The organism is Streptomyces sp. NPDC048417 (assembly GCF_040651615.1).
Lineage (GTDB): Bacteria > Actinomycetota > Actinomycetes > Streptomycetales > Streptomycetaceae > Streptomyces.
Genome location: NZ_JBEZKI010000015.1, coordinates 65,847 through 83,970, shown reverse-complemented (window position 1 = coordinate 83,970; position 18,124 = coordinate 65,847). Strand labels below are relative to the sequence as shown.

19 protein-coding genes and 3 pseudogenes are annotated in these 18,124 nt (G+C 71.5%); 13 read left to right on the top strand and 9 right to left on the bottom strand.

The window, feature by feature from the left end; genetic code table 11:
* Nucleotides 1-64 precede the first annotated feature (64 nt).
* Nucleotides 65-655, top strand: coding sequence for an SMI1/KNR4 family protein (locus tag AB0D59_RS23935; protein WP_362568743.1), 591 nt, complete (start codon nucleotides 65-67; stop codon nucleotides 653-655).
* Nucleotides 656-683: 28 nt separating this feature from the next.
* Here AB0D59_RS23935 and AB0D59_RS23930 read toward each other — a convergent pair.
* The 3 genes and pseudogenes from AB0D59_RS23930 to AB0D59_RS23920 all read right to left on the bottom strand — a co-directional run.
* Nucleotides 684-884 (bottom strand): annotated as a pseudogene (locus AB0D59_RS23930) (IS5/IS1182 family transposase); the annotation flags it as partial.
* A gap of 311 nt (nucleotides 885-1,195) precedes the next feature.
* Nucleotides 1,196-2,191 (bottom strand): amidohydrolase family protein, encoded by a 996-nt coding sequence (locus AB0D59_RS23925; RefSeq protein WP_362568741.1) that lies wholly within the window; start codon nucleotides 2,189-2,191, stop codon nucleotides 1,196-1,198.
* A gap of 167 nt (nucleotides 2,192-2,358) precedes the next feature.
* On the bottom strand, nucleotides 2,359-2,622 hold the full coding sequence (locus AB0D59_RS23920) for a DUF2630 family protein (protein ID WP_362568738.1): 264 nt from the start codon (nucleotides 2,620-2,622) through the stop codon (nucleotides 2,359-2,361).
* A 206-nt stretch (nucleotides 2,623-2,828) separates the two neighbouring features.
* Here AB0D59_RS23920 and AB0D59_RS23915 point away from each other — a divergent pair, with 206 nt between their 5' ends.
* Together AB0D59_RS23915 and AB0D59_RS23910 are read left to right on the top strand one after the other, a co-directional pair.
* Nucleotides 2,829-4,601 carry an ABC transporter ATP-binding protein gene (locus tag AB0D59_RS23915; protein WP_362568735.1) on the top strand — a complete coding sequence of 591 codons (1,773 nt, stop codon included), beginning with the start codon at nucleotides 2,829-2,831 and terminating at the stop codon, nucleotides 4,599-4,601.
* Nucleotides 4,602-4,764: 163 nt separating this feature from the next.
* The gene (locus AB0D59_RS23910) at nucleotides 4,765-5,622 is read left to right on the top strand and encodes a DMT family transporter (RefSeq protein ID WP_362568732.1); all 858 of its coding nucleotides are present in this window, start codon (nucleotides 4,765-4,767) and stop codon (nucleotides 5,620-5,622) included.
* A 26-nt stretch (nucleotides 5,623-5,648) separates the two neighbouring features.
* Here AB0D59_RS23910 and AB0D59_RS23905 read toward each other — a convergent pair whose 3' ends face one another.
* Nucleotides 5,649-6,230 carry a TetR family transcriptional regulator gene (locus AB0D59_RS23905; RefSeq protein ID WP_362568729.1) on the bottom strand — a complete coding sequence of 194 codons (582 nt, stop codon included), beginning with the start codon at nucleotides 6,228-6,230 and terminating at the stop codon, nucleotides 5,649-5,651.
* Between the two features lie 115 nt (nucleotides 6,231-6,345).
* Here AB0D59_RS23905 and AB0D59_RS23900 point away from each other — a divergent pair, with 115 nt between their 5' ends.
* Together AB0D59_RS23900 and AB0D59_RS23895 are read left to right on the top strand one after the other, a co-directional pair.
* A complete protein-coding gene (locus AB0D59_RS23900) occupies nucleotides 6,346-7,542 on the top strand; it encodes an MFS transporter (RefSeq protein ID WP_362568726.1) in 1,197 nt (398 codons plus the stop codon).
* 48 nt (nucleotides 7,543-7,590) lie between these two features.
* Nucleotides 7,591-7,929: pseudogene (locus tag AB0D59_RS23895) on the top strand (MFS transporter); the annotation flags it as partial.
* A 4-nt stretch (nucleotides 7,930-7,933) separates the two neighbouring features.
* Here AB0D59_RS23895 and AB0D59_RS23890 read toward each other — a convergent pair.
* A pseudogene (locus tag AB0D59_RS23890) lies at nucleotides 7,934-8,170 on the bottom strand (ADP-ribosylglycohydrolase family protein); the annotation flags it as partial.
* Between AB0D59_RS23890 and AB0D59_RS23885 the strand changes: the two are divergent.
* Nucleotides 8,139-8,471 (top strand): aldehyde dehydrogenase family protein, encoded by a 333-nt coding sequence (locus tag AB0D59_RS23885; RefSeq protein ID WP_362568723.1) that lies wholly within the window; start codon nucleotides 8,139-8,141, stop codon nucleotides 8,469-8,471. The pseudogene AB0D59_RS23890 and the gene AB0D59_RS23885 overlap by 32 nt on opposite strands.
* A 312-nt stretch (nucleotides 8,472-8,783) precedes the next feature.
* Here the strand turns inward: AB0D59_RS23885 and AB0D59_RS23880 are convergent, their stop codons facing one another.
* Together AB0D59_RS23880 and AB0D59_RS23875 are read right to left on the bottom strand one after the other, a co-directional pair.
* Nucleotides 8,784-10,058 carry an MFS transporter gene (locus AB0D59_RS23880; protein ID WP_362568720.1) on the bottom strand — a complete coding sequence of 425 codons (1,275 nt, stop codon included), beginning with the start codon at nucleotides 10,056-10,058 and terminating at the stop codon, nucleotides 8,784-8,786.
* 185 nt (nucleotides 10,059-10,243) lie between these two features.
* A complete protein-coding gene (locus AB0D59_RS23875; RefSeq protein WP_362569150.1) occupies nucleotides 10,244-10,657 on the bottom strand; it encodes a hypothetical protein in 414 nt (137 codons plus the stop codon).
* On the opposite strand from AB0D59_RS23875, the gene AB0D59_RS23870 reads away from it, so the two are divergent.
* Complete coding sequence (locus tag AB0D59_RS23870; RefSeq protein ID WP_362569135.1) at nucleotides 10,571-10,924, top strand: TetR family transcriptional regulator C-terminal domain-containing protein; 354 nt, start codon at nucleotides 10,571-10,573, stop codon at nucleotides 10,922-10,924. The two genes, AB0D59_RS23875 and AB0D59_RS23870, sit on opposite strands and share 87 nt — an antisense overlap.
* An 83-nt stretch (nucleotides 10,925-11,007) precedes the next feature.
* Here the strand turns inward: AB0D59_RS23870 and AB0D59_RS23865 are convergent, their stop codons facing one another.
* Both AB0D59_RS23865 and AB0D59_RS23860 read right to left on the bottom strand, forming a co-directional pair.
* Entirely contained in the window at nucleotides 11,008-11,442 is a 435-nt protein-coding gene (locus tag AB0D59_RS23865; protein ID WP_362568717.1) for a Fur family transcriptional regulator, read from the bottom strand.
* Nucleotides 11,443-11,549: 107 nt separating this feature from the next.
* Nucleotides 11,550-11,756 carry a DUF2180 family protein gene (locus AB0D59_RS23860; RefSeq protein WP_362568715.1) on the bottom strand — a complete coding sequence of 69 codons (207 nt, stop codon included), beginning with the start codon at nucleotides 11,754-11,756 and terminating at the stop codon, nucleotides 11,550-11,552.
* Between the two features lie 260 nt (nucleotides 11,757-12,016).
* On the opposite strand from AB0D59_RS23860, the gene AB0D59_RS23855 reads away from it, so the two are divergent.
* The 6 genes from AB0D59_RS23855 to AB0D59_RS23830 all read left to right on the top strand — a co-directional run bounded on the left by AB0D59_RS23855 (nucleotide 12,017) and on the right by AB0D59_RS23830 (nucleotide 18,090).
* Nucleotides 12,017-12,736: a GntR family transcriptional regulator gene (locus tag AB0D59_RS23855; protein ID WP_362568712.1), complete on the top strand. Its 720-nt coding sequence runs from the start codon at nucleotides 12,017-12,019 to the stop codon at nucleotides 12,734-12,736.
* On the top strand, nucleotides 12,733-13,725 hold the full coding sequence (locus AB0D59_RS23850) for an ADP-ribosylglycohydrolase family protein (protein ID WP_362568709.1): 993 nt from the start codon (nucleotides 12,733-12,735) through the stop codon (nucleotides 13,723-13,725). Before AB0D59_RS23855 ends, AB0D59_RS23850 begins: the two co-directional genes overlap by 4 nt.
* Before the next feature lie 96 nt (nucleotides 13,726-13,821).
* Nucleotides 13,822-15,300, top strand: coding sequence for a cytosine permease (locus AB0D59_RS23845; protein ID WP_362568706.1), 1,479 nt, complete (start codon nucleotides 13,822-13,824; stop codon nucleotides 15,298-15,300).
* Complete coding sequence (locus tag AB0D59_RS23840; RefSeq protein WP_362568703.1) at nucleotides 15,297-16,265, top strand: PfkB family carbohydrate kinase; 969 nt, start codon at nucleotides 15,297-15,299, stop codon at nucleotides 16,263-16,265. The genes AB0D59_RS23845 and AB0D59_RS23840 overlap by 4 nt, the downstream gene beginning before the upstream one ends.
* 344 nt (nucleotides 16,266-16,609) lie before the next feature.
* Nucleotides 16,610-17,164: a dihydrofolate reductase family protein gene (locus AB0D59_RS23835; protein WP_362568700.1), complete on the top strand. Its 555-nt coding sequence runs from the start codon at nucleotides 16,610-16,612 to the stop codon at nucleotides 17,162-17,164.
* An 11-nt stretch (nucleotides 17,165-17,175) separates the two neighbouring features.
* Nucleotides 17,176-18,090 (top strand): RNA polymerase subunit sigma-70, encoded by a 915-nt coding sequence (locus AB0D59_RS23830; protein ID WP_362568697.1) that lies wholly within the window; start codon nucleotides 17,176-17,178, stop codon nucleotides 18,088-18,090.
* Nucleotides 18,091-18,124 lie beyond the last annotated feature (34 nt).

The window sequence follows — 18,124 nt, the reverse complement described above, 5'->3', positions numbered from 1 at the left end:
GGCGATGCCGTTGGGTCCGCGTGAGCGGATCGATGGTCTGCATGACGCGGACTAGGCTCGGTCCATGACACAGCCGCCCCTCACTGAAGTCGAGACTGTCGAGGCAGAACGTGAACTCGGTGTGTCCTTTCCTGAGGGATACCGGGCGTATCTGCGCGAAGTGAGCGCGGGCGGAGCGCTCTTCCGGCTTGAGCGGACCGGGCGTGGTTGGTGGTGGGCCGGCAATGATGAGTGGCGGCGCGAGCTGCTGGCCATTCCCTTTCCGCATCCCGACTCCTATGCCGAGAGCGACGACGACCTGATGGCACGTGAGCCACAGGCTGAGGCCTTTGAGGACGACGCCGCGTATCGGACAGCTTGGCGTGCCTGGGCCGACGAGGCCGACACGTTCGAGGACCTGAAGACGGCCGGTGCGGTCGTCATCCAGGAGCACGGCTGCGGCTTCTCCACCCTGTTGGCGCTGACCGGCTCGCTGGCCGGCACGGTGTGGTGGGACGGACGGGCAACTTGTGGTCGGATCGTCCCGCTCTCTTTGGACCACGTCACTGGCGCCCGGCCCGTCCAATTCCGGGAGTGGTTGGACCATGGTTCGTGGGCCTTGTTGCCGCCGGACTGGGGGCCGCGCCTTGCGCCCAACCCTGTTGCTCGCCGCTAGGCTCTGTCCTTTTGGTCAGCGTCGGGTCCATCAGGATGCCCGCCAGGTGATGTGCCGCCTGGTAGGCGATCGCGAGCTCGTCGGTTCGTGTGGCCAGGCCGCGCCACTGCTTGGGACGATTGATGCACCGCTCGACGGTGTTCCGCTGCTTGTATGCCTCGCTGTCGAAGCCGGGCGGACGGCCGCCGAGTCGCCCTCGCCGCAAGCGGTGGCCGACTTGGTCGGACGGCAGGGTGCGGCGGTTGTCGGCCCACCGCCGCCCGCGGACCGGATCCGCTGGCATCAACGGCCGGATCCGGTCCCACATCGCATCGGTGATCACTAATCGGACGGACATATCCGATCAACTGACCAACCCATCAAAGAGACACGCGCTGGCAGGACGGCCACCAGCAGCCCGTCGCTCTGACCGACCCCGTCGGCGGCCCGGTCGCCCTGGCGGAGGTGATCGGGCTGTTCGAGAGGCGGGAAGCGGGCGTCGCCGTCGTCGCCGCGCCCGTACCTCCGCCGGCCTGACCGGGCGCGGTCAGTGCGGACCGGTCACAGCCGGAACAACCGGGCCGCGTTGCCGTGGCACACCGCCCGCAGCCACTCGTGCCCGAGGTCCAGACGCTCCAGAGCGTGGAGCTGGTGCACATACGGATAAGGGATGTTGGGGAAGTCGGATCCGAGCAGGATGCGGTCGCCCAGGGCGGCGACGCGGGGCAGGGCGCCACGGGGGAACGGCATGAACTCCTCGGTGAAGTCGGTGAATGCCATCGTCGTGTCCAGCCGCACTTCCTCGAACCGCTCGGCAAGGCCGAGGAAGTCCTCGTACTCGGGCATCCCCATGTGCGCGACGATCAGCCGCAGCCTCGGATGCCGTGCCAGCACCCGCGCGATCGGCTCGGGGCCGGTGTGCTTGCCGGGCGCGGGACCGGAACCGCAGTGGATCACCACGGGTATCCCGGCTTCGGCCAGCACTCCCCACGCCTGCTGGAGGAGTTCGTCGGCCGGGTCGTACGCCCCCACCTGGACATGCGCCTTGAAGACCCGGGCGCCCGCTTCGACGGCCTCGCGGACGTACGTCTCCACGCCCGGTTCGGGGTACAGGGTGGCGGTGTGCAGGCAGTCGGGGGTGCGCTGGGCGAAGTCGGCGGCCCACGCGTTCAGCCACGTCGCCATGCCGGGCTTGTGCGGGTAGAGCATCGCGGTGAAGGCCCGGACGCCGAACTCCCGGAGCAGGGCGGTACGTTCCGCCTCCTCCTTCCGATAGGTGATCGGCCATTCCAGTCCGCCGATCAGCGGCCCGGTCGTGTCGAAGTAGTTCCAGACCTTGTGCAGAACACGCTCTGGCATGAAGTGCGTGTGGACGTCGACCAGTCCGGGCAGCCCGAACCGCTCCCGGAACCGGCGAACCTCGGCCGCCTCCGCACGCGCAGCCGCCTCGCTCAGGCCCCACGCCGCGCCTGTGGCATCGCCCGGCACCGGTGCTTCCGGGCGGGCGGAAGGGACGTGACCGGGGGTGCCGGCGGAGGCGGTGCGGTGATCGTTCATACCGCCACGATCGGTGCTCGTGAACGGTGAGTCCAGTCCCTCTGCGCCGACGGTCGTGCCCGGCGTGGGCCGGGGGGACGGCACCCCGCGGTGCGGATCCGTCCACCCGGCCCATCAGGCCGTCGCGCCTGCGGTCCTGTCCTCCGCGGCCGTGACCTGTCCGGTCCTCAGGACAGGTAGCCCTCCACCTCGGACGCCGAGCGGACATTCGCCCCGGTGGGGTCCTGGCCCGCCGCGATCCTGGCCCGGCGCTGCCGCAGCAGGTCCCAGCACTGGTCCAGCTCGGTCTCCAGGTGTGCCAGGAGCGCGTGCTCGGTCGTCCCGTCGATCTCCTCCTGCGCCAGGCGCTCACGCAGGTCCTTCTCCTGGCTGATCATTTCCGTGATGCGGCCGAGTATCCGCTTCTCGGCCTCGGCCTCTGGTCCTGTCATGGCTGCCTCTTTCCGGACGACGGAGTGGATCACAACTACGACGGGGCGCTCGCCGTTCCGTCCGCCCCTCTCCCCCACCCTCTCCCACTCGGCCCCCAGCCGCATCGGTCGGTCGACCGCACCTCTGTGGTCGTCGGGCGCCGGGTGTACGGTGACCGACGGAAAGCGGTTGCTGAAAGCCGGGCGCGCAGGGAGGATCACCACCGATGGCGTCGACGTCGGAACGACCGCTCGACCACCGCTACCAGGGCGAACATCCCGTCCGCACCCTCCTGTACCTGCTGCGCGCCGACCGCCGCAGCCTGGCGGCGGCGGTCCTCGTCTTCACCGTCAAGCACAGCCCCGTCTGGCTCCTGCCGCTGATCACCGCCTCGGTCGTGGACACGGTCGTGCAGCACCGGGAGATATCCCGGCTCTGGACGGCTGTGGGGATCATCATGGCGATCCTGCTGGTCAACTACCCGCTGCATGTGCTGTATGTACGGCTGCTCTACGGCAGTGTGCGCCGGATGGGCACCACGCTGCGCTCGGCGCTGTGCACCCGTATGCAACAACTGTCCATCGGCTACCACTCCCGGGTCAGCGCCGGCGTCCTCCAGGCCAAGGTCGTACGGGACGTCGAGACCGTCGAGCAGATGGTCCAGCAGACCGCCGACCAGGGCCTGGGCGCACTGACCGTGCTGACCGGCGGGCTGGTGATCATCGCCGTCCGCACACCGGAGTTCCTGCCTGTCTTCCTGGTCGTGGTGCCGGGCGCGACCCTGATCGTGGCCCGGCTGCGGTCGCGGCTGCGGACCCACAACGAGCACTTCCGGCACGAGGTGGAGACCCTGTCCTCCCGCGTGACCGAGATGACGCGGCTCATCCCGGTCACCCGCGCCCACGGTCTGGAGGGCAAGGCGCTGCGCCGGATGGACGGCACCCTGAGCCGGCTGCTCACCTCCGGGATACGCCTGGACCTGGTCAACGGCCGCTTCGGCTCGCTGGCCTGGGTTGTCCTCAACGTGATCGGCGTCGCCGTGCTCGCCGCCGCCGCCATGGTGTCGTACTACGGCATGTGGGGCGTCTCCGCCGGTGACGTCGTCATGCTCAGCGCCTTCCTGACCACCCTCACCAACTCCACGACGACGCTGACGAGTCTGGCCCCGGTCGTCACCAAGGGGCTGGAGTCGGTGCGTTCGGTCGGTGAGGTGCTGCAGGCGCCCGAACTGGAGGACAACGAGGGAAGGGCGGAGGTCACCGCCGTCCGCGGTGCCGTCGTGTTCGACCGGGTCGGCTTCGCCTACGACGACACCGGCCGCGCGGCGGTGGCGGACTTCACCCTCGATGTGGTGCCGGGCGAGACCGTCGCGCTGGTGGGCGCCTCGGGTGCCGGCAAGTCCACCGTGCTCAACCTCGTCATCGGGTTCATCCGGCCCACCGCCGGCCGGCTGCTCCTGGACGGCACCGACATGAGCGGCCTCGATCTGCGCACCTACCGGCGGTTCGTCTCGGTCGTCCCGCAGGAGTCGATCCTCTTCGACGGCACGATCCGGGAGAACGTCGCCTACGGCATGGAGGACGAGGCCGACGACGGGGCGGTCCGCGCGGCGCTGCGGGACGCCAACGCCCTGGAGTTCGTGGACCAGCTGCCCCAGGGCCTGGACACCGTGGTCGGCGAGCGCGGTGCCCGGCTCTCCGGCGGTCAGCGCCAACGCCTCGCCATCGCACGGGCGTTGATCCGTGATCCGCGGGTCCTGGTGCTGGACGAGGCCACCTCGGCGCTGGACACCCGCTCCGAGGCGCTGGTGCAGCAGGCGCTGGCCCGTCTGCTGCGCGGCCGCACCACCTTCGTGGTGGCCCACCGGCTGTCCACCGTGCGCGGCGCCGACCGCATCGTCGTGATGGACGACGGCCGCATCCGCGAGGTGGGCACCCACGAGGAACTGCTGCACCGAGGCGGTGCCTACACCGCGCTGCACGGTGGGCAGGTGGCCTGACCCGCGGGACTCCCCCGGACGTGCGGCGACCAGGCATCCTGGTCCTCGGAATGCGCCGTCCTCGGAATGCGCCTACCGGGATGCGAGAGAACGAAGCGGCCCGGGACGGCCCTCACCACGCCTTCGGAGAGAGCGCGCGGCCCGCTCACGGCATGCTGGAAGCATGATGGTGCTCGCCGTGCTCTTCGCCGTCCTGGGTGCCGTCAGCAATGCGACGGGCACGGCCTTCCAGCGGAAGGCCGCTTCCACCCTGCCCGGCGGAGGCGGGGTGCGCCTGCTGCTCGCCCTGGCACGGCGGCCCGCCTGGGCCATCGGGATCACCGGTGTCGTGGGGGCCGCGGTGTTCCAGGCGCTGGCCCTGGTGAACGGCCCGATGGCACTGGTCCAGCCGCTGTTCATGCTGGAGCTGCCGTTCGCCCTGCTCATCGCCATGCCGCTGATGCACCGGCGGCCGAACCCGCAGGGCTGGTGGGCGATCGCGGTGGTGGTGTCCGGCCTGGCCCTCCTGCTCGGTTCGGCGGCTCCGTCGGGCGGCCGGGAGCAGGCGTCCATGCAGCGCTGGATCCCGGCCCTGGCCCTCACCGTGGGGGCCATCGCCGGCACTGTGCTGCTCGAGCGGTCCTCGTCGTCACCACTGTTCCGCGCGGCGGCCCTGGCGTCGGGTGCCGCGATCGGCAACGCGCTGACCGCCGCGCTGATGAAGTCGGCCACCGGCCGGCTCGCCCACTCGGGCCTGCCCGCCTTCCTCACTACCTGGCAGACCTACGGCTTCGCACTCGCCGGGATCTCGGCGCTGATGCTCCTGGAGAACTCGTTGCAGGCCGGTCCGCTCGTGGCGTCCCAGCCGGCGCTGACGATCGGCGACGCGGCGGTGAGCCTGCTGCTGGGCGTCGCCCTGTTCGGCGAGTCGGTGCGCACCGGCTGGTGGCTGCTGCCCGAGGTGCTCGGTGCCGGACTGATCGCGTGGGGCGTGGTCCGGCTGACGCGCGTCGTACCGCACCTCGCGGACGTCGTGCACTGAGGCGTCGTGCGGTGGTGGGGGCCGGCTCAGGGGCCGTCGGTGGTGAGTTTCGGGGCGGCGGTGACGATCGCGTGCACGGTCTCGGTGACGAGGCGCCGGTCCAGGGGGGCCTCGTCGAAGGCGCGGTGCATCGGCCAGCCCTCGATCAGCGCGTCGAGCGCGCGGGACACCCCGGGGGTGAAGTGCAGGGCGAGGCTGTCCCTGCTGCGTTCGAGCCAGGTGCGGGTGGTCGCGGACACCGCCTCGTTGTGGTTGGCGTAGGCGTACATCTCGAAGATGAGCGTCATGTCGCGTTCCGTGGCGTACGCCGGTCCGCAGATCAGCTCCACCACGGCCGCCTCGGCCTCGGCCGTGGACGCGGCGGACTGCAGAGTCCGCCGGTAGAGCTGGGACATGGTGTCCGACAGGCGGGCGAAGGCCTGGGCGAGCAGGTCCGCCATGCCGTCGAAGTAGTACGTCAGCGAGCCGAGCGGGACCTGCGCCCGCGCCGCGATCCTCCGATGGGTGGTCGTGTGCACACCACCCTCGGCGATCACGTCGAGGGCCGCATCCAGAATGCGCTCCTTGCGTCCGGGGTCGTTCGGGATCTCGCGTCGTGTGCCGGTCACGCCCTCAATCTGCCATGGGTTGACCGACGCAGAGTGTGTACGGATGTACAGCACAGTGTGTACATTCGTACAGACTCACGCACGGACCCATCGGGCACATCTGGAGCCACCAGCCATGACCGCCGAACTCGCCCGGCGTCGTACCGCCGTCTTCGTCCTGTTCTTCGTGCCCGGCCTGACCATCTCCTCCTGGGTCACCCGCACCCCGGACGTGCGGGACATGCTCGGCGCCTCCACCGCGCAGATGGGTCTGATCCTGTTCGGGCTCTCGGTGGGCTCGATGGCCGGGATCCTGTGCTCGGGCGCGCTGGTGGCCCGCTGGGGCGCCCGGCTCGTCGTCCTCGCCGGAACGTCGGTGATCGCCGCCGGTGCCGCGCTGATCGGCATCGGGGCCGCCGTCGGCGCGGACCTCTGCGTGGCCCTGGGCCTCGGGCTGTTCGGTCTCGGCATGGGCGGCGGTGAGGTGGCCCTCAACGTCGAGGGCGCGGAGGTGGAGCGGCTGCTCGGCCGCTCCACGATGCCCGCCATGCACGGCTTCTTCAGTCTCGGCACCGTGGTCGGCGCGGTCGCCGGTATGTGCCTGACGGCGATCGGCTTCCCCGTGCTCGTCCATCTCGTCACGGTCGCCGGCGTGGCCCTGGCCGCACTCGCCCTGGTGATCCGGAGCGTCCCCCCGGAGGTGGGCCGGCGGACCGCCGCCGGGCGCCCCGAGCCGGGCGCGGCACGGGCCGCGGTGTGGAAGGACCCCACGCTGCTGCTCATCGGCTGTGTCATCCTCGCCCTCGCCATGGCCGAGGGCACCGCGAACGACTGGCTGCCGCTGGTCATGGTGGACGGTCACGGGTTCGACGCGGCGCTGGGCTCGGCCGTGTACGCCGTGTTCGCCGCCGCGATGACCGTCGGACGCTTCGTCGGCGGGCGGTTCGTCGACCGGTTCGGGCGGGCGGCCGCGCTGTGCGGGAGCGCGCTCGTCGGGGCCGCGGGACTGGCCCTGGTGATCTTCGTCGACAATCAGGCCGTAGCGGCGGCCGCCGCCGTCCTCTGGGGCCTCGGGGCGTCGCTCGGGTTCCCTGTCGCGCTCTCCGCGGCGGGCGATTCCGGCGCCGACTCCGCCGCCCGGGTCGCCCTGGCCGCGACCGTCGGCTATGTCGCCTTCCTGGTGGGACCGCCCTCCCTCGGTTACCTCGGTGAGCACTTCGGCCTGCGAAACGCCCTGATCCTGGTGCTCGCCCTGGTGGTGGCCGCCGTCTTCGCCACTCCGGCCGCCCGTTCACCGCAGGAGGTACGGGACGCGGAGCCGGCGCGCGGGTGAGGGTTGATACCGGCGAGAGCCGCCGATGCGCGGTCGGTCCGCCGTCATTCGGTCGGCCTCTATGTGCCCTTCTCGCTCCAGGTGACGCTCGGGCAGGACTGTCCGCCCTCACGGATCGGCACGGCAAGCGGGGCCACCCTCGGCCTGACCGTGCGCATCGGCGGCCTGGCCGGATCCGCCCTCAGCAGCCTCACCGACGCCGCCTCCTTGCAGACCGCGCTGGCGCCGCTGCTCCTGATGCCGGTGCTGAGCCGACTGCTGTTCGGCACCCTCCACGAGCCCGACGGTCCTCGGCGGCGCGACACGACGCCGACCGATACCGATACCGATACCGGGGACGGCGCCTCCGCCGCTCCGACCACACCGGGACACCATTCATTCGGCTGACCCGTCAGCCCGCGTCAGATCCGAGGCGGTGCGCGAGATCGATCAGATCGGCCAGACGCAGCACCTGTCCACCGAACCCTGGGAGGGGGACATGCAAGGGCTCAGTCCAGCGGACAGGGATCGCGTCCAATCCGTGATACGCACCCGCGAGGCCTCCGGTGACCGCGGCGACAGTGTCTGTGTCACCGCCCACGTCGATCGCCGCGCGAATGGCGTCCTCGAAGCTGGACGTACTACGCAGAGGGGAGATCTTCGGCCCGGTCGTCGCCGTCATCCCCTACGAGGACGAAGCCGACGCCATCCGGATCGCCAACGACTCGCCCTACGGACTGAACGGCGCGGTCTTCACCGCTGACCACGCGCACGGCGTGCAGGTCGCTCGGGCCGTGCGTACCGGTGTGTACTCGGTCAACGGCGCCCCGCGCCACTGGGACGCGCCCTTCGGCGGCTACAAGAGCAGCGGCTTCGGGCGGGAGTTCGGGCTGCACGGGCTCGACGCGTACGTCGAGTTGAAGGCGATCGCCACCGGACTGACCGTCTGAGTCCGCCCGCCGCCCCCACCCCGGACCCGGTCGGCCGTTTCAGAGGTGCTCCCCCTGTGGACCACGAGCCAGGTCCTGCGTTTGCCACTGGCCTTCTGGACCGGGACTGGCGTCCAGGGCCCACCTCGGAGGGACCCTCGCGCCACGCAGCCCCGCAGCGGGCGCTCGCGCTAGCCGACGGCGCCCTGCGTACCGATCACGCCGGGACTCGGTCACCGCGCCGACAGTGAGTGCGGGAACAAGACTGGCGGACCGGCGACTCCCAGCCCGGACGGCACCGCCCACGAGTGATCCGTGGCACGGGCCGGTGACTCAGGTGGCGGGGCGGTGGTCCTCCACAGCGTGGTCGGGGCCGACCTCACCCGTGACCGTGGCGGCGTCCGCGACCACGAAGGCGTGGTCGGCCTCGCCGCCGCCCTGGGAGGTGATCACCTTCGAGGGGCGGTTGCCACGGTCCAGGACGCCGCCGGTGACGGCCAGCGCCAGGCCGGCCATCGCGAGGGCCGCGCCGACCAGGTTGGGGGCGGCCCAGCCCCAGCCCGCCGAGATGACCAGGCCGCCGAGCCAGGCGCCGGCCGCGTTGGCCAGGTTGAAGGCGGAGTGGTTGGAAGCGGCCGCCATCGTCGGGGCGTCCTTCGCGTTCATCATCAGCAGCATCTGGACGGGCGTGGTGATGAGCGCGCCCATCGCGCCGATGAAGGTGACCGTCACCAGCGCCGGCACCGTGCTGTGGACGGTGAAGTAGAACGTCACCAGTGCGGCCGCCAGCAGGATGATCCCGGCGTACAGCGTCGGGCGCAGGGCCCGGTCGGTGAGGGGGCCCGCGGCCAGGGTGCCGAGGGTCATGCCGACGCCGTACAGGGCGAGGACCGCGGTGGTCGAGGAGTCGGAGATGCCGGTCAGGTGCGTCAGCATGGGGACGAGGTAGCTGTAGACGGCGAAGAAGCCGCCGAACCCGACGACGGCGGTGCCCAGGCCGATGAAGACCTGCCGGTTGCCCATCGCCCGCAGTTCCCGCCGGATGCCCGCCTGTGGGCCGCGCGGCTGGTGGGGCACGAGAAGTGCGAGCGCGGCGAGCGCGACGAGGCCGATGACGGCGACCGCGCAGTAGGCGTACCGCCAGCCCAGATGCTGGCCAAGGGCGGTACCGGCGGGCACGCCGACGATGTTCGCGACGGTGAGGCCGAGGAACACGCTGGAGACGGCACGCGCGGCGCGCTCCGGAGCCACCAGCCGGGAGGCGACGACCGCGCCCACGCCGAACAGCGCGCCGTGCGGCAGTCCGGCCAGGAAGCGGGCGGCGAAGAGCAGGCCGAAGTTCGGGGCGAGCGCGGACGCCGTGTTGCCCACCACGAACAGCCCGGTCAGCAGGAGCAGCAGCCGCTTGTGGGACACCCGCGCGCCGATGCCCGTCAGCACGGGGGCGCCGACGACCACGCCGAGGGCGTAGGCCGATACGAGGTTGCCGGCGTGCGGCACCGACACACCGAGCCCGTCCGCGATCTGGGGCAGCAGCCCCATGGTGGCGAACTCGGTGGTGCCGATTCCGAACGTGACGACGGCAAGGGCCAGGAGAGCCAGAGGCATGGTGGGTGAGCGAACCTTTCGGGGACGGTGGTCCGGGGACGGGGAGCGGGACGGGACCGGGAGGTGTCTTCGGCCTCCGGGGTCCGTCGCACCGAGCGCCCTTGCCCAGCACACCCCAAGAACGTTGCAGCGAGATGGACCGGGTGTGCATTCCGCGATCGGCTCGAACAGCAGGGTGACCTGCGTCACCACGGTGACGGCCGGGGCCCTTGGCGCGCTCCTCCCGGGGAGGGCGCGACCGTGCCCGGTCGCGGCGGGGAACCCGGCGCGGTACGGGCCAGGATCCGGCGGCGCCACAACACGGTCCAGGCGACGAGGGGCGCGAGCACGACGTACTCCGGCGGCGGCGTGACCGCGGCGGCCGTGGCCGCGAGCAGCACGAACACCAGCAGGACGCGCGCCAGCGTGCTCTCCGCCGCGGCCCGCGAGATGGCGCACCGCGTGGAGGCACGGGTGCCGGCTCGGCTGGAGGAGCAGAGCCACGGCGGGGATCCCCGCCGTTTCGTGGAGCGATCGCGAGCGAGTTCCTGCCGCTCGACCCGGCGCGCGCCGACGAGACGGCGGTCTGGCTGGAGTTCTCGGTGGCCGCGCGTACGCACCCCACCCTGGCCGCGATCGCCGCCGAACTCCACGTCGGGCTGCGGGACATCAGCGGCCGACTGCTGCGCCGCCTGGATGTGGACGACCCGGTGGCGACGGAACACCTCGCCGCCGTCCTCGACGGCCTCGCCCTCAACGCGGCGCTCCACCCCGACCGTCTGGACCCGGACACGGTCCGCGCGGTCCTGCGGCACCATGTGGCACAGCTGCCCGGCACCCGGCGGGACGGAGGCGCGGACGCGCCCCGAACCGGGGGCCGCACGTAAGCACGTAAGCCGGGGCCGCCCATAAGCCCGTCGATGTCAGTCGCGGTCCACGCGGACGGCGCCTCCGGCCACCGCCGGCCGGTTCAGGCGCCGACGGCTTTCTGGCACTGCGCGCACAGTCCCCACCAGGTGATCTCGGCCTCGTCGACGGCGAATCCCAGGTCCTTCTCGGGCGTGAGACAGGGCGCGGCGCCCACACTGCAGTCGACGTCCTCGATCCGACCGCAGCGGCGGCAGACGAGGTGATGGTGATTGTCGCCGACCCGCAGCTCGTACCGGGCAGGTGAGCCGGCGGGCTCGATACAGCGGACGAGCTCCGCCTTCGTCAGGTCTTCCAGCACGTTGTACAGGCCCTGCCGGGAGAGTCCGCCGACCGCGGCCGGGTCCGTGCCGATGCGCGTCTCGAGGTCCGCCGCGGTGGAGTGCGGATGACCCTGCAGCGCGGTCAGCACCGCCCGGCGCTGGGCCGTGCTGCGCAGCCCCTTGCGCTTGAGCAGGTCGCCCACCAGTTGCTCCATGGTCACTCCCCTACGCAGATCCGGGCAGCGCTTGCGCGCGGCCGGGGTGCCGGCGCGGCCCACGATACAACCCAGAGTTGACTCGGTCAGATCTGGGCAGACAGGCTCTAGGAGGCTTCCGCCGTGCGGCAGGAGCCGCAGACGAGGCGCCGGGCGGGGCGGACGCTCGTCATGGGGATCACGCCGATCGGCCGCTGGACGGTCGTCCGCAGGATCCGCGAGTGCTCGGCGCAGGTGAAGAGTCCGCAGCGGGTACAGGCGCCGATCCCGGTGGTCTCGTTACGCCCGTCCTGGGCGCAGTCGTAACAGTGCATGGTGCTTCCCGAAGAGGCTTGGCCCACTCGCCTTGCGAAGTGGGGGGCGCGGTTTCCGCATCCCGCCGACGCCGCGCTGCGCACCCTCGGGCAGACAGAAGGCGTTTCCGGCAGGGATGGCCATGTGCCACGACGAGCGTTCGCTCCCTGGGCACACATCGAACATAGCCCGCCAGTTTTGACAGAGTCAAGTCTAGGGACGGGAGAGAAATCGCCAGAGGGCTCTGGACCGCCGACACTTGTTCACCTACTGTCTAGACATGCCTGGACAGGTTCACAAGCACCATCGCATCGCCCGCGTCCTCGCCGACGAGATCCGGGCCGGGGTCCATGCCGACGGCAGCCGGCTCCCCGGGGAGCACGCGCTCACCGAGCGGTTCGGCGTCAGCCGGACCACCCTTCGGCAGGCTCTTCAGGTTCTCGGTGAGGAGGGCCTCATCGCCACCCACGCGGGGATCGGCTCGTTCGTCACCTTCGACGGGACGCCGATCGACAACCGCCTCGGCTGGACCCGGTCCCTGGCCGAGCAGGGCACGGAACTCACCACCGAGATCCTCCGCTTCGAGGAGGTGACCGATCCGGAGCTGGCCGCCCGGCTGGGGCTCACGTCGCACGCGTTCATCGCCCTGGACCGGGTCAGACGGCTGCCCGACGGGCCGGGCGTGTCGCTGGAGCGCAGCCGGGTGCCGGCCACCGGGAGCCTGGCCGGGCTGCCCGAGCGCGGGCTCGACGGCGGTTCGCTCAGCCGGGCGCTGATCTCGGCGGGCCGGGTCACCCACTCCGGTGAGGGAGTCGTCTCGGTGCGCGGACTGGCGGCGGACGAGGCGGCCGTACTGCACCGCACCCCCGGCGAATCGTTCCTCCGTCTGGACCAGGTGTACCGGGCCGCCGACGGCTCGGTGGTCGAGCAGGTCGGCAGTCTGCTCGATCCCGCCCACTTCGAACTGCACGTCCGCTCGGGCCATGGAGGCCGCTCGTGACCGACCGACTCGACCGCGCCCTGGGCGCCTTCTACGGACTCGCCCTCGGTGACGCCCTCGGCATGCCCACCCAGGTGATGTCCCGGGAGGACGTCGTCCGGGTCTACGGCGCCATCAGTGGCTTCGAGGCCGCCCGGCCCGACAATCCGGTGAGCGCGGGCATGCCCGCCGGGTCCGTCACCGACGACACCGAGCAGGCCGTCATCGTCGCCCGGCTCATCGACGAGGGCCACGGGCGGATCGATCCGCTGCGCCTGGCCCATGAACTGCTCGACTGGGAGAAGGAGATGAAGGCCAAGGGGTCCTTCGATCTCCTCGGCCCGTCCACCAAGGCCGCGCTGGACGCGGTGGCCCGTGGGGTCTCCCCCCAGGAGGCTGGCCGCAACGGCACGACGAACGGCGCCGCGATGCGCGTCACCCCGGTGGGGATCGCCTTCGCCGCCGACCCGCTCGACCCGTTCGTCGACCGGGTCGTGGAGTCCTGCCAGGTCACCCATGACACGACGATCGGTATCGCGGGCGCGGCCGCGGTGGCCGCCGCGGTCAGCACCGGAGTGGGCGGCGGCTCGCTCGGCGAGGCCGTCACCGCCGCCGTGACCGCCGCCCGCGCCGGTGCGCGGCGCGGGCACTGGATCGCCGGGGCGGACATCGCCGCCCGGATCGAGTGGGCGTGGGAGCTGGTGCGGGACCTCCCGGAGGCCGAGGCCCTGGACCGGGTGGTCACGCTCGTCGGCACCAGCGTGGCGAGCCAGGAGTCGGTGCCCGCCGCCTTCGCGGTCCTCGCCCTGGCCGACGGCGATCCCTGGCGGACCGCGCTGCTCGCCGCCAACCTCGGCGGCGACAGCGACACCATCGGCGCGATCGCCGGGGCGGTGGCCGGTTCGGTCGCCGGGCTCTCCGCGCTGCCCGCCGAGGCCGTACGGACCCTTCGAACCGTCAACTCCCTCGAACTGGAGCCTCTGACGGCCCGTCTGCTCACCTACCGCTGATTCATCCGCCCTCACCAGGGGGGCGCGTCACGTACACCGCCCTGGATCACGACACCGCCCGCCCTTCCGCACCGCACCCTGCAAGGAGGTTCCGTCATGGCCGTTTCGAAGACGAACGATCGCGTCGGTACCATCGAGACCCGCGGGATCGAACCGGTCCCCGACAGCGAACGGCACGGCCACGCCGGCCAGATGTTCTGGACCTGGTTCGCCGCCAACATCAGCATCCTCGGACTGCCGCTCGGTGCCACGCTGGTGGCGTTCCGCGGCCTGGACATCTGGCAGTCGGTGCTCGTCGCCGTCCTCGGCTCCTTCGGCTCCTTCGCCCTGGTGGGCGCCCTGAGCCTGGCCGGCAAGAAGGGCGGCGCCCCGGCTCTCACCCTGTCCCGCGCGGTCTTCGGGCAGCGCGGCAACGCGGGTCCGACCCTGATCACCTGGCTGAGCCGGGTCGGCTGGGAGACCATCTCCACGACCACCGCGGCCTACGCCCTGCTGGCCCTGCTCGACACGGCGTTCGGTATCCGGCGGAACACCGTGCTCACCCTTGTCTGCCTGCTGGTCTTCATCGCCTGCACGCTGCTGATCAGCGGCCTCGGCCATGCCACCATCATGTGGATCAACAAGTGGGCCACGGTCGTCTTCGGCGTCCTCAACCTCGTCGTGATGGGCTTCCTGATCTCGAGCGTCGACTGGAGCAAGGTCCTCGACGCCCCGGCGGGGCCGGCCAGCGCGGTGGTCGCCGGTGTCGGGTTCATCGCCTCCGGCACGGGCATCGGCTGGGCCAACGCCGGTGCGGACTACGCCCGTTACCTGCCCCGCGCGATCCCGGGCCGGCGGCTCGTGGTGGCCTCGGCCTTCGGCGCGGGCATCCCGCTGGTGCTGCTGATCTCGCTTGGCTCCCTGCTCTCCGCGGGCGACCCGACGCTGGCCACCGCCTCCGACCCGGTCGCGGCGATCAACGCGATGCTGCCGTCCTGGATGGCGATCCCCTACCTCGTCGCGGCCTTCGGCGGACTGCTGATGTCGAACCACCTCTCCACGTACTCCGCGGGGCTCACGATGATCACCCTCGGCCTGCGGGTGCCGCGCGCGTACGCCGTCGCCGTCGACGTCGTGGTCATGTTCGCCGGCGGTATCTACTTCATGCTGATCGCCGACGACTTCTACGGCCCGTTCTCGACCTTCCTGACGCTGCTGGCCGTGCCCATCTCGGCCTGGATCGGGGTGGTCGCGGTGGACTCGCTGCGCGGCCGTACCTACGACCCGCAGGCCCTGATGGACACCACCCGCTCCAGTGCGTACTGGTACACCGGCGGCCTGCGACTGCCCGCCGTGCTCGGCTGGGCCCTCGCCATCGTGGCCGGGCTGCTGTTCACCAAGGCGTCCACCAGTGCGGCCGACGTCTGGTTCGCCGGCCCGCTCTCCGACACCTGGTTCGGCGTCAACGGCCTCGGCTGGGCCGTCTCGATGGCCGTCGCCGCCGGGGTGTACGGGCTCTTCGGCCGGCGGGACACCCCGGTCCCGGACGGCGGCGGCGAACCCGCCTCCGCGCGCCTCCAGGGAGCCGGACGATGACCGGCCGGGTGGTCCTCGCCGGGAACGTGATGGCCGATCTGGTGATCGAGGTGCCCGCGCTGCCGGAACGCGGCGGCGACGTCATCGGCACCCGGACCGAGACGACCGCCGGTGGCGGCTTCAACATGCTGGTGGCGGCCCGCCGCCTGGGCACGGAGGCCGTCTACGCCGGTCTGCACGGCACCGGACCGCACGGCGACCTCGTCCGCGCGGCGCTGGCCGCCGAGGGCATCGGGACGCTGCTGCCCGCCCGCACGGACCGTGACACCGGCTTCACGGTGGCCCTGGTCGACTCCGGCGGCGAGCGCACCTTCGTGACCAGCTTCGGGGCCGAAGCGACCCTGGCCCCGGCCGACGCGGCCGCCGTCGCGGCGCACCTGCGCCCCGGTGACCTTCTCCAGCTCTCCGGTTACGGGCTGGCCCTGCCGGGCAACGGCCCGCTGCTGTCCGGCCTCGCCGCCGCGCTGCCCGCCGGGATCACCCTCTGTCTCGACCCGGGACCTCTGGTCGCCGACATCCCCGCGAGCGTCCTCGCCCCTGTCCTCGCACGGACCGACTGGCTCAGCGCCAACGCCCGCGAGGCACGCCTCATGACCGGGCACGAGGACCCCCGCTCCGCGGCGGCGGCTCTCCGGCAACGGCTGGCGCCCGGAGCCGGTGTGCTCGTACGGGCCGACAAGGACGGCTGCTGGCTGGCCGCCCCCGGTCAACCACCCGCGCACGTACCGGGGTTCCCGGTCACGGCGGTCGACAGCAACGGCGCGGGCGACGCCCACGTCGGTGCGTTCCTCGCCCTGCTCGGCCAGGGGCTCGACCCTCTGACAGCGGCGCGCGGCGCCAACGCGGCGGCGGCCTACGCGGTGACCCGGCGCGGCCCGGCCACGGCGCCCGGCCGGGCGGAGCTGGCCGCGTTCCTGGCGGACGACCCCCTCGCCGAGCGGATCACCGGCTCCGCACACGGCTGAGCCGCGCCGGTTCCGGACTCACGACCGCTCGACACCCTGTTTCCGAAGCCGTCGGCAGAGATCCTCAGGAGAACTGGTCGAACAGCTCCTGAGGGTGTGCGGTGGCCCAGGACTCCGGATGGACGGGCGCTCGGCCGAGCAGGTCCTGGGCCGTGCTGGTGGTGACCGCGGAGTTGTCGAAGCGGCCCCCGTAGGTCTGTCGTTCCCAGACCAGCGTGCTCGGCCGCGTATGCGGCGTCCATGTCGGCGGGCACGGTGTTCAGCCCAGACCGATTCCTCTCGGAGCTGACCCGAGTCTTCCTGTGCGAGGGCCGGAACGTCCGGCCCCGAGGACGGAGAACACCATGCGCAAGCTCATCGCGGGGGCATTCGTCACGCTTGACGGCGTGGTCCAGGATCCGGGCGGATTCAGCGAGATCGGACGTGGCGGCTGGGCACTGGACTATTTCGACGACACCTCTCGCCGGCGGGCCACCGACGCTCTCCTGGCGAGCGACACCTTCCTGCTGGGGCGGGCGACCTTCGAGATCATCGAGAAGGCCTGGTCGCGCAACACCGGACCGTACGCCGAGGCGATGAACAGCATTCCCAAGCTCGTGGTGACGAGGACGCCGCGCGGCCCGTTGCCCTGGAACGCCACCGCTCTCACCGGCGAAGCGGCGCAGACGGTCGCCAAGCTCAAGCAGGAGCCCGGCGGCAATATCGTCATGTACGGCAGTTCCACGTTGATGCGAACCCTGCTCCAGCACAACCTTGTCGACGAGCTGAACCTCGGTGTGCACCCCCTTGTCGTCGGCGAGGGGAAGCGGCTGTTCGAGAGTGCGCTGCCGGGCTCGCTGCGGTTCGTGGCCGCAACGCCGAGTGCGACCGGGGTCGTCACGCTCACCTACGCCCCGTAGGGTCGATCGCGATGGGAGATTTCGCGACGGACACGGAACCCTACCGGCGTGAGCTGCTGGCGCACTGCTATCGCATGCTGGGGTCGGTGGACGACGCCGAGGACGTGGTCCAGGAGACCTACCTGCGTGCGTGGCGTTCGTACGAGGCGTTCCAGGGCAGGTCGTCGGTGCGCACCTGGCTCCACCGGATCGCCACCAACACATGCCTCTCCGCGTTGTCGCACCGTAGTAGGCGTTTTCTGCCGTCGGGACTCGGCGGACCCGCCGACGATCCCATGACTCCGCCGATGGCCGCGGACTCCCAGTGGGTTCAGCCCGTTCCCGACTCGATGCTCGACCCGGCAGCGATCGTCACGGCGCGCGACAGCCTGCGGATCGCGCTGATCGCCACGCTCCAGGAGTTGCCGGGCCGCCAGCGGGCGGTGTTCATCCTGCGCGACGTCCTGGCGTGGCCGGCGTCGGACGTCGCGCAGGTGATGGGCAGCAGCACGGCAGCGGTCAAGAGCACGCTGCAGCGCGCGCGTGCGCGGCTGGCGCAGGTGCCTCCTGACGTCGAGCAAACGGTCGAGCCCGGCGAGCTGAGCGCCGTGCTGGCCCACTACATCGCGGCAGTCGAGGAGGCCGACGGCGCGGCGCTCGAACAGTTGCTGCGTGTCGATGCCAGGGTCGAGGCGACGCCTTGGCGCACGTGGTTCTCCGGCCGTGCCACCTGTGTGCCCTATCTCGTGCGGCAGGTCCTGGGCTCGCCGGGCACCTGGCGGTTGCTGCCGACCAGCGCGAACGGTCAGCCGGCGGCGGTCGCCTACCACCGTGGTCAGGCCTACGGCATCCTCGTGCTCACCGTGAGCTCGGCGGGCATCACGAGAATCAACGCGTTCGGGGATCCGGCGCTTGTCAAGCGGTTCGGCTTTCCCACGTCCGTGTGAGCGCGGAGATCCGCAGGTCTCTCCGGGTGGACCA

Excerpts from the sequence above, each read along its gene's own strand:
- AB0D59_RS23915 (WP_362568735.1), top strand. The coding sequence starts at position 2,829 with ATGGCGTCGACGTCGGAACGACCGCTCGACCACCGCTACCAGGGCGAA.
- AB0D59_RS23845 (WP_362568706.1), top strand. The coding sequence starts at position 13,822 with ATGGCCGTTTCGAAGACGAACGATCGCGTCGGTACCATCGAGACCCGC.
- AB0D59_RS23920 (WP_362568738.1), bottom strand. The coding sequence starts at position 2,622 with ATGACAGGACCAGAGGCCGAGGCCGAGAAGCGGATACTCGGCCGCATC.
- AB0D59_RS23865 (WP_362568717.1), bottom strand. The coding sequence starts at position 11,442 with ATGGAGCAACTGGTGGGCGACCTGCTCAAGCGCAAGGGGCTGCGCAGC.
- AB0D59_RS23910 (WP_362568732.1), top strand. The coding sequence starts at position 4,765 with ATGATGGTGCTCGCCGTGCTCTTCGCCGTCCTGGGTGCCGTCAGCAAT.
- AB0D59_RS23860 (WP_362568715.1), bottom strand. The coding sequence starts at position 11,756 with ATGCACTGTTACGACTGCGCCCAGGACGGGCGTAACGAGACCACCGGG.
- AB0D59_RS23855 (WP_362568712.1), top strand. The coding sequence starts at position 12,017 with ATGCCTGGACAGGTTCACAAGCACCATCGCATCGCCCGCGTCCTCGCC.
- AB0D59_RS23880 (WP_362568720.1), bottom strand. The coding sequence starts at position 10,058 with ATGCCTCTGGCTCTCCTGGCCCTTGCCGTCGTCACGTTCGGAATCGGC.
- AB0D59_RS23900 (WP_362568726.1), top strand. The coding sequence starts at position 6,346 with ATGACCGCCGAACTCGCCCGGCGTCGTACCGCCGTCTTCGTCCTGTTC.
- AB0D59_RS23840 (WP_362568703.1), top strand. The coding sequence starts at position 15,297 with ATGACCGGCCGGGTGGTCCTCGCCGGGAACGTGATGGCCGATCTGGTG.
- AB0D59_RS23835 (WP_362568700.1), top strand. The coding sequence starts at position 16,610 with ATGCGCAAGCTCATCGCGGGGGCATTCGTCACGCTTGACGGCGTGGTC.
- AB0D59_RS23925 (WP_362568741.1), bottom strand. The coding sequence starts at position 2,191 with ATGAACGATCACCGCACCGCCTCCGCCGGCACCCCCGGTCACGTCCCT.
- AB0D59_RS23830 (WP_362568697.1), top strand. The coding sequence starts at position 17,176 with ATGGGAGATTTCGCGACGGACACGGAACCCTACCGGCGTGAGCTGCTG.
- AB0D59_RS23935 (WP_362568743.1), top strand. The coding sequence starts at position 65 with ATGACACAGCCGCCCCTCACTGAAGTCGAGACTGTCGAGGCAGAACGT.
- AB0D59_RS23885 (WP_362568723.1), top strand. The coding sequence starts at position 8,139 with ATGGCGTCCTCGAAGCTGGACGTACTACGCAGAGGGGAGATCTTCGGC.